The 13,729-nt window shown below is 65.2% G+C and carries 5 protein-coding genes; 3 read left to right on the top strand and 2 right to left on the bottom strand.

Annotation, left to right across the window (positions count from 1 at the left end; all coding sequences use genetic code 11):
- Nucleotides 1-39 precede the first annotated feature (39 nt).
- The 3 genes from ACU0B3_RS09155 to ACU0B3_RS09145 all read left to right on the top strand — a co-directional run bounded on the left by ACU0B3_RS09155 (nucleotide 40) and on the right by ACU0B3_RS09145 (nucleotide 11,889).
- Nucleotides 40-6,831: a calcium-binding protein gene (locus ACU0B3_RS09155; protein ID WP_446260543.1), complete on the top strand. Its 6,792-nt coding sequence runs from the start codon at nucleotides 40-42 to the stop codon at nucleotides 6,829-6,831.
- An 88-nt stretch (nucleotides 6,832-6,919) separates the two neighbouring features.
- Nucleotides 6,920-8,539: an ABC transporter permease gene (locus ACU0B3_RS09150; RefSeq protein WP_446260542.1), complete on the top strand. Its 1,620-nt coding sequence runs from the start codon at nucleotides 6,920-6,922 to the stop codon at nucleotides 8,537-8,539.
- Nucleotides 8,540-8,661: 122 nt separating this feature from the next.
- A complete protein-coding gene (locus ACU0B3_RS09145) occupies nucleotides 8,662-11,889 on the top strand; it encodes an Eco57I restriction-modification methylase domain-containing protein (RefSeq protein ID WP_446260541.1) in 3,228 nt (1,075 codons plus the stop codon).
- A 41-nt stretch (nucleotides 11,890-11,930) separates the two neighbouring features.
- Here ACU0B3_RS09145 and ACU0B3_RS09140 read toward each other — a convergent pair whose 3' ends face one another.
- Nucleotides 11,931-12,764 (bottom strand): ABC transporter permease, encoded by an 834-nt coding sequence (locus tag ACU0B3_RS09140; RefSeq protein ID WP_446260540.1) that lies wholly within the window; start codon nucleotides 12,762-12,764, stop codon nucleotides 11,931-11,933.
- Nucleotides 12,761-13,696: an ABC transporter permease gene (locus tag ACU0B3_RS09135; RefSeq protein ID WP_446260539.1), complete on the bottom strand. Its 936-nt coding sequence runs from the start codon at nucleotides 13,694-13,696 to the stop codon at nucleotides 12,761-12,763. The genes ACU0B3_RS09140 and ACU0B3_RS09135 overlap by 4 nt, the downstream gene beginning before the upstream one ends.
- Between the last annotated feature and the right edge of the window lie 33 nt (nucleotides 13,697-13,729).

The following is a 13,729-nucleotide window of genomic DNA, read 5'->3' as shown; positions in this document are numbered from 1 at the left end:
CTTTGAATTCGCGCCGCTGTGATTTCTACAGGTGATGCGATGAGTGGACCGGGCACAAATTTCAATCTCAAGAACGTTTTGGACGCGGTGAACGTGTCCGAAGTGACGGAGAACTTTGCCAGCGATTTCGAGGCGGAGTTTCGATCAGAACTTGCAAAAAGACCTGAACTGACCCAATCGCAGATCGACAACGCTGTCGCCGAGGCCACGGCGACCGGTCTCACGTCCGCTGAAAATGACTGGATCGCTGAAACGCTCGGTTTGACGGGCTACGCCGCCGAGTTGGCAGATGCCGCCGCCGGAGGGTCCAAGAACGCGAACGCGGTGGCAGTTGCGAACGCCCTCCAAGACGTCAAATCGACGGTGGAGAACTATCAGCAGGCGCAAACCCTAGGCGGACTCGAGGGCGGTCTGGTGGCGCTTGGCGACCTGCCGGGCAACGCGGGCAATCTCATCTCTGCAGGAGGCGCGTTTATCGGGCTTTTTCCAGGCGGCGCCATCCCGGGGTCGATGCTGGGTGCGCTGGGCAATTTGCTCAAGACCGTGGGGCAGGGCTTTCGCGACAAACTGGTCGAAGCTGCCGAGCTGATGCGCAAAGCGCTCGATCACGACCCTGAAAGCGGTGACCCGCCACCCGCCGACATCGACGGCGTAGATTTCAACGATCCCGAGACGCGCAAGTGCATCGAAGACTTCATCGATAAGGTGAACGCGCTTTACGGCAACGACGGTCCGGCGCTGCCCCCAGACGCGCCGGTCATGCCGGATGACACGGAGACGACGGACCTGACCGCGGATGAAACCGAGCCGCTTGTGATCGATCTCGACGGCGACGGTGTGGAGTTGACCGCGCTGGGCGATCCGAGGGTCTTTTTCACCTACGAGGACGAAGACCTCGCCATTTCCACCGGCTGGGTCGACCCCGACGACGGGATCGTCGTGCGCGACGTCAACGAAAATGGACAGGTCGACACCGCAGCCGAATTCTTTGGCGCCATCCCGCCCGAGGATTACGATCCTGAGGCGCCGGAGTACCAAGCCTTCATCGATCTGGAGAGCGAGGATGCAAATGGCGACCGGGTGATCGATCATCGCGATGAGGTTTGGGACGTGATGCGCGTCTGGCGCGACATCAACCTTGACGGCACGGTCGATGAAAACGAGTTGATGACGATGGGAGAGGCTGGCGTCGCCAGCATCGGTGTCGAACATGACACGGATGGGTTCCTTGCTGCCGGCAACCGCGTCGCCGCCACAGGCAGCTATGAGACCACCGCCGGGCAAACCCGCGAGGCGTGGGCCGTGTTTTTCAACACCAGCGCCAAGAATTCGGTGATTGCCGAACCTGACGGCTACGACCCCGATGACGCTCTCCTTGCGCTACCAAACCTCAGCGGGAACGGGCTGGTGCCTGACCTGCGTGTGGCCATGTCGCAGGACGCGGAGCTGCGCGCCCTGGTCGAGGGGTTTGTCGATGACGCGCTCGATCTGAATGCCACCGAAATACACGAGCGTTTCGAGGACATCCTGTGGGCCTGGGCCGGGAAAGCGGACGCGGACCGCAACCTCGAAGACCGGGCGCAGTTCATCGAGACGTTCTACGGCACGGATTTCAGCCGGGTAGAGTGGTTCGTGTGGGACATCGGGTTCGACATGACGCTCGATGCACGGGTTGACCATGGGTACGACGGCTATGTCGACTCCAAGCTTTTGCGCTTTGTGATCGAGGTGCATGCGTATCTCGAGCGCAACGCAGAGACATCTGCTGAGATCGAGGCGGTCCAGGCCAGCCCCTACGCGGCGCTCACGCGCTACACCTATGACTTTGAAACGGACCTCTTGTCCGGCAATTTCTACGAGCAGGTCGACCGGATTTTGACGGGGGCTCCCACGGACCGGGTCGCCGCCTTTGAACATGTCGCCCATGTCATGCCGTTGATGCAGACCATGGCGGAAGAGGTCTTTCGCCCCTTTGTCAGCGCCCAGATCCCGACAAGCGGATGGTTCGAGTATCGCCAGATTCTGACAAACCTGCTGTGGGACGACTTCTTTGAAGACAACAATTCCCCGATTACCGACGACATGCTGGCCGAGTTCGCGTTCTGGCAGGCGCAGGCGGAGTATATCGAGATCGGCACGGACGGCGACGATGTGCTGGCGCCGATCAAAGGGCGCTTCACCGGGACCTTTCAGAAGGACATCACCTATTTCGACGGCGGGCTGGGCGATGATGTGATCACCTCCGCGCCGTGGTCGGGCAAGGCGCTGCCGTCCCTGGCCACCTCGGCGATCAAGACGAACTTTCAAGTGCAGACGTCGATCCTTTACCGGGAGGGCGATGGCGACGACACGGTCAACATCGGCACCGCGCGGGGGGAGCATCAGGTCTATCTGCCCGACATCGCGTCGGGTGATGCGATCTTTGCCGTGGCGCCGACAGGGGGCGGGACGGCGGTACTCGAGTTCGTGAATGGCGGGAGCATCACCTTCACCCAGCTGTCGGAGTTCACCGGCGATCTCAACATCCGCTTTGCCGACGGTGTGGTGCTGACGCAGGACGACGTCCGGCTGCAGTTCACCGACTTTGACGACGTGCTCGTGGGCACGGACGAGCAGAACGTCGTCTTTGGCGGGCTGGGCGACGACACGATGCGCGGGGAGAGGGGGGACGACACCTACGTCTACCGCCGCGGCGACGGCAACGACGAGATCGTCGACCCGTACGTCGGCACGCTCGATGCGTCTGCGCTGAATGGGGTGCGGATCGACCAGAACACGCTGCGCCTCGAGGGGATCGACCGGTCCGAGCTGCGCGTCGTGCGGGATGGCGCTCCGAACGAGGTGACGCTGCAGTTCGTCTATGCCGATGACCCGACCGGCCAGCCAAGCGCCACCGACAGCATCACGCTGCCGGGGCAGCTGGAGCAGAGCGCCTTCTTTGCCTCGCCGCCGGGCCCGCACATTCATCGGATCGTCTTTGACGATGGGACTGAGCTGAGCTGGCAGGAGCTGAACGAGCTGGCGTTTCTTTCTCAGACAGGCGACGGCGATGACAACATCGTCGGGACGGGCGCCGATCAAACGCTGTTCTTCTCCAACGGTGACGACACGCTCGCTGGCTCCGGTGGCGACGACACCTACGTGGTGCAGCCCGGCACGCTGGGCGACGATGTGCTGTTCGAGGACGACTTCAGCGCCGGCGACCGGGTGCGGTTCGCGGGGCTTGATCCGGCGGATGTGAGTTTCTCTATTCAGGGCGCCGATCTGGTGGCGACGACGCCGACCGGGACGCTCAGGATAGCGGGGCACTTCAACAGCCTTTCCACCTCCATCGAGTTCTTTGACTTTGACGGCGGCGTGGTGCTGGACGGAGCCGACGTGCTCAAGCTGGTGCTGGGCGACATCGGGGGTGATACCTCCGCGCCCTTGTCGCTCGACGATACCGCCAACACGCTGACCGGGACGGCTGCGGACGAGACTTTGGCCGGGCTTTGGGGATCGGACCTTTACGAGTGGGGGCCGGGGTTAGGTTCGGACGTGATCGAAGAGGGCGGGCGCACGAGCCAGTTCGACGTGGACATGATCTCGCTCATCGGGCTCGATCCAGCGGACGTGGCGTTCACGCGCCTTGCGAACGGCAGCCTCGAGATCAGGGCGCTGGCGACGGACGAGACGCTGACGGTGCGCGGGCAGTTCAACGACGCCTTTGCCGCCATCGAGTTCGTACGCTTTGCAGACGGCACCGAATGGGATCAAAGCGAGATTGCCGAAGCTGCACCGTTCCGGGGGACGGCGGCGGGCGAGGTGCTGGACGGCACGAACGACGATGACCGGCTGATCGGCAATCAGGGCGACGACACGCTGCGCGGCGGGCTGGGCGATGACCGCTATGAGGTGTCTCCGGGCGACGGGCAAGATGTGATCGAGGACAGCTTTGTCGGCAGCGATACGCTCGTGATCCGGGCTGTTTCGCGCGATCAGGTCTCGGTCTTCCGGGACGGCGTGACCGGCACGCAGTCGGACGCGGTTGTGTCCTACGGTCCGGGTGATTCCGTGCGGTTGGTAAACTTTTTTGCCGAAGGGGTGCCGCGCACCATCGAGTTCATCCAGCTGGGCGGGGCGGAGCCGATTGCCATCGACGACTTCCTGACCGAGGTCGAGGTGCTTGGGACTGACGGCGCCGACACGCTGTTTGGGACCGATGGGGAGGATATCCTGTCGGGGCTTGGCGGCGACGACCTGATCCTCGGTCAGCTTGGCAGCGACACGCTGAGCTGGAGCGCGGGGCAGGGGTCGGACACCTACACCGACTTTGCCACGGGTGGGCGCGCGAACGCGCTGACGCTGGAGGGGCTGGCGCCGGGTGAAGTGGTGTTCAGCCGCGTGGATGGCAGCGAGGACCTGCTCGTTACGGTCAACGCAACGGGCGAGACGCTGACGATCACCGATCAGTTCGCCAACGTCGCCGGCACGGGGCGGTACTACGGTGTGGAAACCGTCACCTTTGGCGACGGCACCGTTTGGGGAATTGCCGAGATCGTGGCGGCAGCGCCGATAACCGGCACCGCTGGCGACGATGATCTGATCAACATCGGCGGTGACGATGGCTACACCTGGGGTCCGTTTCGGGGCGACGACACGATCGATGACCGGGGCGCACAGGACGACTACAACGTCCTGACGCTGCCGGACCTGATGCCGGACGATGTGCTGCTCTACCGCGCGGGTGGGACGAGCTATGACCTTGTGCTCGAGATCGAGGCGTCGGGCGAGACGCTGACGCTGGTCAATCAGCTCCTGAACCTGCCGGGGAACACGCCGGGCGGCGTGGACGTGATCGTCTTTGCCGACGGGAGCGAGATCGACACCGGCGTCCTGCCCGAAGCGATTGCGTTCGAAGGCACCGATGGGCGGGAGACCCTCTTTGCCGATGACGGTGACAACGTCCTCATCGGGGGCGGAGCGGGCGACATCCTCGTTGGTTATGGCGGGGCGGACACCTACCGATGGGCGCCGGGCGACGGTGACGACATCGTGCGCGAGATGCTGCCCGCGCCGCCGGGCAGCGGTGGCCACGTTCACGACATCCTCGAAGAGGAAGGCGCCGCCGAGGCCGGCCTCGAGAGCAACGCCGTGGCCGCGCACGCGCTGGGCGACACCTCGGGCGCGCAAGTGCCGGTGCTGAGCGCGGGAGACACGCTCGAGCTGACGGGGGTGCGGCTGGAGGACGTGGCATTCCTGCAGGATGCGGTCGAGCCCGACGACCTGATCGTCGAGGTGACCTCTGCCACGCGGGTCGAGACGATCCGCGTCGAGGATCACTTTGCCGCGCCGCTGGCCGGGATCGAGCGTGTGGTGCTGGACGATGCAGAGCTCGACGCCGTCACGATCAATGACCTCGTCGACCGCGCACCGCTCGAGGGCACGCCAGGCGATGACACTCTGATCGGGACCTGGGGTGCGGACACTGTTGTGCCGGGCGAAGGGTTCGATTTCCTCTTTCTGCGGGGCGGCGCAGACGTCGTGGAGCTGCCACAGACGCCGGGCCATCTGGAGATCATCGGGTTCGAGGGTGGTCCGGGCGGCACGCGGATCGTGTTCCCGGAGGCTCCGTTCGACAGTTTTGAGGCGCTTTTGGCGGCGACGACCAAGCCGGGGCCGGATGTCATCATCAACCTGCCGGATGGCGGTCCGCTGGTGCTGCACGACATCTTTATCTCGGACCTCGAGGCCGAGAACTTTGGCCTCGCGCGCCCGGCGCTGGTCGGTTCTGAAGACGCCGATCAGATCAGCGGCACTGCGCTGGGCGACGAGATCGAAGGGCGCGGCGGGCCAGACGCCCTCTTTGGCGGTGCGGGGGCGGACACGCTCAAGGGCGGCGCGGGCAACGACACGCTTGTCGGCGGCGCAGGCGCGGATTTCTATTTCCTCGGCGCTGGCGACAACCACGTCGAAGGCACGCCCGAGTGGCTCGAGGGGGACGCGATCTCCGGCTTTGACATCGGTGACCGGTTGGTGATCGATGCGCCAGGGCTTGCGCCGTCGGCGATCTCGATCACGCGGAGCACGCCGGATAGCCAAGTGAAACTCGACACGGACGGGGACGGCACTCCGGACGCACGGGTCCTGATCACCGGGACGGACGGGATCGACCTGCGGCTTGCGCCGTTTGGCGACGGACTGTCGGTGGTGGCGGTGCCGGGCAACCTCGCGCCTGTGGCGGTGGACGACGAGGCGACGTTCGGCGAGACCGGACCGTGGGTCCTGGACCTGCTCGGCAACGACAGCGACCCCGACGCGGGCGATATTCTGAGCGTCGACTGGGTCGACCTGCAGGCCAGTGACGGCGCGATCTCGCTTTTGTCGAGCGGGGGGCGGACCGTCACCGGCCAGATCGACGCAAACCAGAGGCTGGTGATCGATCCGGGCAGCGCTTTCACGCAGATGACCGACGGGCAGACGGACAGCTTTGTCTTTGACTACGAGATCAGTGACGCGGCGGGTGCGACCTCGCGCGCGGAGATCAGGATCACGGTCGAGGGCAGTGGCATCACGCCGCCCTTTTTGCCGCCGCCGGACCCGCCGATCGGCCTTCCCGAAGACCCGCGGTTCGATCCGCCCCTGCTGCCGGGCGCGCCGCCGGAGGACGGAACCTCGTTTGTCAGCCTGATCGCGCTGGCGCTGCAGGACGAGTTCGACTTCGCACCGCCGCAGATGGAGCGCGGGCCGTTCACGATCAAGGGTGCGCTGGAGGCGGAGTTCGAGGCGCGTGACCTCGATTTCGAGACGGAACTGGTCAAGGCGTTCGACGGGTTCCTCGACGTCCTGTGATCGCGAGGGCCGTGCTTGCGGCGGTGTGACCCTTTCTCCGCCCGGCGCGGCGCGGTAGAGACAAGCCCGGCAGAGGCGGAGACGGGCGATGGACAGACAGGCGATTGCGGGAGCGGCGCTCTTTATCGCGGTGCTTTGCGTGCTGCCGATCGTTGGCGTCATCGCCGCGGCGGCGCTCGGCACGTTCGACACGCTGGCGCAGCTCGCCGATACCGTGCTGTGGCGGTACACCTGGAGCACGCTGGTGCTGGTGCTGCTCGTCGCCTCGGGGAGCATCGTGATCGGGGCGGTCACGGCCTGGCTCGTCGTCACGACTGAATTCCGGGGCCGGCGGTTCCTCGAGATCGCGCTGGTCGTGCCGCTTGCCTTCCCGGCCTACGTGCTGGCCTACGCCTATACCGATGTGCTCGACCATCCCGGCATCGTGCAGAGCACGCTGCGGCAGGTCATGGGCTGGGGTCCGCGCGACTACTGGTTCCCTGAAATTCGCTCGCTCGGTGGCGCGGCGCTGATGCTGACGCTGGTGCTCTACCCCTACGTCTACCTGCTGACGCGGGCGGCTTTTCGCATGCAGGCGGCAACGCCGTTCTATGCGGCACGCTCGCTGGGGACGTCCCCGACGCTGGCGTTTCTGAGGGTGTCGCTGCCGATGGCGCGCCCCGCGATTGCCGCAGGCGCACTGCTGGTGGTGATGGAGACCATTGCCGATTTCGGCACTGTCGCGCATTTCAGCGTGCAGACCTTTGCGACGGGCATTTACACCAGCTGGTTCGGGCTTGCCGACCGGGGTGCGGCGGCGCAACTGGCGCTCGGCCTTTTGACCTTTGCACTGCTCGTCGCAGCGCTCGAGCACATCAACCGCGGCAGCGCGAGCTTTGCCACCAAGGGCCGGCAGGAGGGCTTTGTCCGCGCGCGCCTCACCGGGTTGCAGGCCGCAGGCGCGCAGCTGGCCTGCGCTTTGCCGGTGCTGCTGGGGGTTGTCGTGCCGACGGTGACGCTGGTGCTGATGGGCCTGCGGTCTGAGCAGAACATCTTTGCCCCGCGGTACCTCGCGTTTGTGCAGAACTCGCTGATGCTGGCGGGTGTGGCGGCGGCGGTGACAGTGACGGCGGCGGTGCTCCTTGGCACGTTTCACCGCGTCTTCCGCTCGCGCCTGTCGCTCGGCGCGCTTTTTGTCGGGCGTCTGGGGTATGCCGTGCCGGGCGGGGTGATCGCCGTCGGTCTTCTGGTCCCGTTTGCGCGGTTCGACAATTGGTTCGACGCGCGGATGGAGGCGTGGTTCGACATCTCCACGGGTCTGCTGATCACCGGCTCGATCTGGCTGATGATCGGCGCCTACATGATCCGGTTCCTGGCCGCGGCCATCGGCTCTTACGACAGCGGACTGGCGGGGGTGACACCCAACATCGACGCCGCCTCGCGTGTGCTGGGGCGGTCGGCCTGGGGAACGGTGCGCGACGTGCACCTGCGCGTGCTGCGGCCAAGCATCCTGACGGCGCTGCTCATCGTCTTTGTCGATACGATCAAGGAGCTGCCGGCCACGCTGATCCTGCGTCCCTTCAACTATGACACGCTGGCGGTGCACGCCTTTCGCCTCGCCTCCGACGAGCGGCTCGAGGGCGCGGCGGTGCCGAGCCTGATGATCGCCGGGATCGGCCTCATCCCCGTCATCCTCCTTTGCACCCAGATCGGCGCGATGCGCAGGTGATCTGAGGGAGCAAGCGCCGTTCGGGGAAAGGCCGGGCGCCGCTCCTCCTCATGCCAACGGGTCTGGGATTGTAAACCAGCCCTCCGGAAGCCATCCTCCCCAAAACGCGTGGGCGGTGCATCGTGAAACTCTTCAACAAAAAAACGCTGTCCCGGCACCTCGAGATAGGGCCGATCCCGGATGCACATCTGGAACTCGTGCAAAAATGGTCAGAGCTCATCACCTCTGGCCAGGTTCACACGCTCAAGGAAACCGCCCTGCACGGCCCGTTTTCGAACGTGCTGCTCGAAGGCGTGCTTGGCTATGCCGGCGCGGCGCAGGGCGCGCAGTATACCGTATCCGCCGAACAGCAGGTGCTCGCGGGCAGCGTCGACCTGGCGCTCGGCCACTTTGGCGCCGACCAGCCTCGGATCATCGCGCCGCTCGAGCTGAAGGGCGCCAAGACGCGCGACCTCGACGCGATCATGCCGGGGCGCAACAAGAGCCCGGTCCAGCAGGCTTGGGAATACGCCATGAACGCGCCGGGCGTGCGCTGGGTCATGGTGTCGAACATGACCGAGCTGCGTCTCTACGGCTTTGGCGAGGGGACCGAGGCGTTCGAGACCTTTGACCTCGCGCGCCTGACCGATCCGGTGGAGTACGCGCGGTTCACGCTGCTGCTCAGTGCCGAAAACCTCCTGTCCGGCCGGACCGCCACGCTGCTCGAGGAGAGCCGCCGCGAGGACAAGGACATCACCGACAGCCTCTATCGCGACTACCGCGATCTGAGAAACCTGCTGGTCGGCGCGGTGCGAACGGCGGCGCCGGACACGGACCCGCTCGATGCCATCGCGCGGGCACAGACGATCCTCGACCGGGTCCTGTTCGTGGCCTTTGCCGAAGATACCGGGCTTTTGGATGACAACACGCTGCAGGCCGCGTTCGAGCATGTCGACCCGTACAATCCGCGCCCGATCTGGGACAATTTCGTCGGCCTCTTCCGCGCCATCGACCAGGGCCGGAGAGAACGCCGCGACGACGCGGGCAAGACGCTGATCTCGGCCATCCCGCCCTACAACGGCGGCCTCTTCAAACACGACCCGGCCATCGACGCGCTGACCTTGCCCGACGACATCTGCCGGCGGTTTGCCAGGCTCTCCGAATACGACTTTGCCTCCGAAGTCTCGGTCACCGTGCTCGGCCACGTGTTCGAGCAGTCCATCGCGGATGTCGAAGCGCTGCAAGCCGCCGCGCGCGGCGAGGACACCACCGACAACCGCCGCAAACGGGACGGCGTCGTCTACACGCCCGACTACATCGCACGGTTCATCGTTGCACAGACGCTGGGGGCGCATATCGGCGAGGCGTACCGCACGATCTTTGCCGCCCATGCCCGAAAGGACAGCCCGCTCGAGCCCTACCAGGCGATCCGCTGGCGACGCAAATCGGCCGAGCTCGAGGCATGGCGCGCCTACCGCGACCGGCTTCAGAGCTTGCGCATCGTCGATCCCGCCTGCGGATCGGGCGTGTTCCTCGTGATGGCCTTCGACTTCATGAAGGCCGAGATGACGCGCGTGAACGACAAGATCGCCGAGCTGCAGGGCGGCGCGGCGAGCCTGTTCGATCCCGACAGCGAGGTCCTGACGAACAACCTCTTTGGCGTCGACGTGAATGCCGAAAGCGTCGAGATCACCAAGCTCTCGCTCTGGATCAAGACCGCCCGGCGCGGCAAGGTGCTCGACAGCCTCGATGGGAACATCCGTGTGGGCGACAGCCTGATCGAAGACAGCAATTTCGCCTACCTCGATCACGGCTTCACCTGGGAGACCGCCTTCCCCGACATCTTTGCCGAAGGCGGGTTCGACGTCGTCCTCGGCAACCCGCCCTACGTGCGGATGGAGCTGCTCAAGGCCCTCAAGCCCTACCTCGAACGCCGCTACGAGGTCGTGTCGGACCGGGCGGATCTCTATTGCTACTTCTACGAGCGCGGACTGAAACTGCTCAAGCCCGGCGGGCGCCTGGGCTACATCTCGAGCAACACGTTCTTCAAGACCGGCTCCGGCAAACCGCTGCGCGACTACCTGCTCCGCGAGGCGACGCTGGAAAGCGTGGTGGATTTTGGCGACCTGCAGGTGTTCGAAGGGGTCACGACCTATCCCGCGATCCTGACCATGCAGCGCGGCGCGGCACCCCAAGGGCAGGAGCTTCAGTTCTGGAAGGTCGACACCCTGCCGGAGGCCAACTTTCGCGCCACCTATGCCGCCGCACGCGGGCCGTTCCCGCAAGCGGCGCTCGGCTCGGGATCGTGGGAGCTGGAGAACCCGGCCCTGCGCGCGCTTCGCGAGAAAATCCGTGCAGGCAAACCGACGCTCAAGGAGGTCTATGGCGCGCCGCTCTACGGGATCAAGACGGGCCTGAACGCCGCCTTCGTCATCGACACCGCGACCAAGGAAAGGCTCTGCGCCGAAGACCCGAAATCCGCCGAGCTCCTGAAACCCTTCCTGGAGGGCAAGGATCTCAAACGCTGGCGCGCCGAGCCACGCGGGCTGTGGTTGATCCTGATACCCAAAGGGTGGACTACCGCGCATTACACCTTTCAGGACGAGGCGAGTGCCTGGGCGCAATTTGCAGCAGACCATCCCGGGCTCGCAAAGGTTCTTGAGCCCTTCAGTTCAAGCGCCCGCAAAAGAACAGATCAAGGCGATTTCTGGTGGGAGCTTCGAGCTTGCTCTTACTACTCGGCCTTCGAACTTCCCAAGATAATCTACAGTCGCTTTGCTGATCGTACTGCATTCAGCTTTGATTCTGCGGGCTTGTTTTTCAACGATGCCCCTTACTTTATCGCTTCCGCTGAGAAAGAGCTTTGCGCTTATCTGAACTCCCGCTGCTCATGGTTTCAACTCACACAACATGCGACCGCCCTGCGAGGTGGCTTCGTTCAACTGTTGGCGAGATACATCGAACCGCTTGCGATCCCGCTGTTTACAAGTGTTGCGCGCGAAAAGCTTTCGGCGAGGGTCGATACTATTCAAACCGCCGCCCAAACCCGCCTCACCCTGCAAACAGCCTTCACCCGCCGCATCCCGGACCTCTGCCCGCCCGAGCGGGAGCCGAAGCTGACCACCAGGCTCAAGTCATGGTGGACCCTGCCGGATTTCGCGGCCTTCCGGGCCGAGGTCAAAAAGGCGTTCAAGGCCGACATCCCCCTCTCCGAGCGTTCTGACTGGGAGGACTGGATGTCGCGGGACCGGGCCGAGATCGCGCGCCTGACTGCCGAAATCACCGCCATCGAGGCGCAGATCGACGCCATCGTTTACGACCTCTTCGATCTGACACCGGACGAGATCGCCCTGCTCGAGGCGAGCATCTGACCGCGGCCACGGCACGTCCCGTGCAGCCGTGACTGCCGGCTCTAGCGCCGCGTCGTCGGGTCCAGATGGTCGCGCAGCGCGTCGCCGAGCAGGCTCACCGACAGCGTCGTCAGAAAGATCAGCGTGCCGGGCATCACCGCCAGCCACCAGGCCCGCGCGAGGCTGTCACGCCCATCGCCCAGCAATTGCCCGAGGCTCGTCAGCGGTGCCTGGATCCCCAGCCCGAGAAACGACAGCCCCGTCTCCAGCAGGATCGTCTGGGGAAAATTGAGCGTCGCCTGCACGATGATCACGTTGGTCACCGCCGGCAGGACATGACGGCGGTCCACGACGTGCGCCTTCACCCCCATCGCCCGCGCCGCCTGGACATACGGCAGGGCGCGCGCACTCAGCGCCGAATTGCGCACCAGCCGCGCGTAGCTCTCCCAGCCGTAGATGCCGAGCACCGCCACGAAAAGTCCCAGCGAGTTGCCAAAGATCGCCAGCGCCCCGAGCGCGATGATCATGAAAGGGATCGCGGCCTGCAGGTCGATGAGCGCCATCGTCAGCCAGTCGAAGGCTCCCGCCCCGCGCGCCGCCAGCAGCCCCAGCACCGTCCCGATCAAGAGGCCGATGATCGTGCCGAGCAGCGCAAGCCCGATGCTCACCCGCGTCGCCACGACAAGCCGGGCCAGCAGGTCGCGCCCGAGGCCGTCCGTGCCCAGCACATGCTCCCAGTCGCCCCCCAGAAACACGGGCGGCTTGTTGCGGTCCAGCAGCGACGAAGCGTCGTAGGCGTGGGGCGTCAGGACCTGGCCGCCGAGCGCGAAGAGCACCACCGCCACCAGGACGCTCAGCGGGATGAGGACCCGCAGCGAGAGGCCCGCGACCTTCATCGCCCCTGGCTCCGTGCCGTGCCGATCCGGGGGTCGAGCACGCCAAGCAGCAGATCTACCACCGCGTTCGTGATCGCCATCATCGCGGCGGACAGGATGATGATCAGCTGCACGACGGCCAGGTCCCGCTCGCTCACCGACACCACCAGAAGGCGCCCGATCCCGGGCCAGGCAAAGACCGTCTCGGTCACGATCGCGCCCGAAATCAGCGCTCCAACGCTGAACCCCAAGAGTGTAAAGAGCGGCACGAGGATGGCGCGCAACCCATGGACCAGGATCTGCCGGCGCGGCGGCAGGCCCTTGGCCCGCGCGGTCTGCATGAACGGCCCGCCCAGCACCTCGAGGAGCGCCGACCGCGTCAGCCGGGCATAGGCGCCGGCACCCGCCAGTCCCAGCGTGGCGGCGGGCATGATAAGGCTCTGCCAGCTCTCGAACCCGCCGCTCGGCAGCCATTGCAGGTTAAGCGTGAACAGGAGGATCAGCAGGATCCCGAAAAAGAAGTTGGGCATTGCAAAACCAAAGACCGCAAACGCCATGATCGTCCTGTCGAGCGTGCGGTTGTGATGCAGAGCGGCGGCTATACCGGCGGGAACACCCACCAGCACCGAGATCGCAAGCGCCGTGACCATGAGCGCCGCCGTCGCGCCGATCCGTGCGCTCACAAGGTCGACTGCCGGGCCGTTGGTGCGGAATGACAGCCCAAAGTCACCCTGCGCGATTGCGGCGAGGTACAGCCAGTATTGCTCGAGGATCGTGCGGTCAAAGCCGAACCGCGCGCGGTACTGGTCGATGATGTCGTCAGGCAGGTCGGGTGGCACCAGCGCCATCACCGGATCGCCCGCGATGCGGAGTGCCACGAACACCAGCGTCGCCGCCGCCCAGACCGTCAAGAAGACACGCGCGCATCGGACCAGAATGTAAGTTGCCGACATGCGTGCGAACCCCGATACTCGGCTCGGAGTGTC

The organism is Pseudaestuariivita sp. (assembly GCF_052825805.1).
This window is presented reverse-complemented; position numbering and strand designations above follow the sequence as displayed.

Excerpts from the sequence above, each read along its gene's own strand:
- ACU0B3_RS09155 (WP_446260543.1), top strand. The coding sequence starts at position 40 with ATGAGTGGACCGGGCACAAATTTCAATCTCAAGAACGTTTTGGACGCG.
- ACU0B3_RS09150 (WP_446260542.1), top strand. The coding sequence starts at position 6,920 with ATGGACAGACAGGCGATTGCGGGAGCGGCGCTCTTTATCGCGGTGCTT.
- ACU0B3_RS09140 (WP_446260540.1), bottom strand. The coding sequence starts at position 12,764 with ATGAAGGTCGCGGGCCTCTCGCTGCGGGTCCTCATCCCGCTGAGCGTC.
- ACU0B3_RS09135 (WP_446260539.1), bottom strand. The coding sequence starts at position 13,696 with ATGTCGGCAACTTACATTCTGGTCCGATGCGCGCGTGTCTTCTTGACG.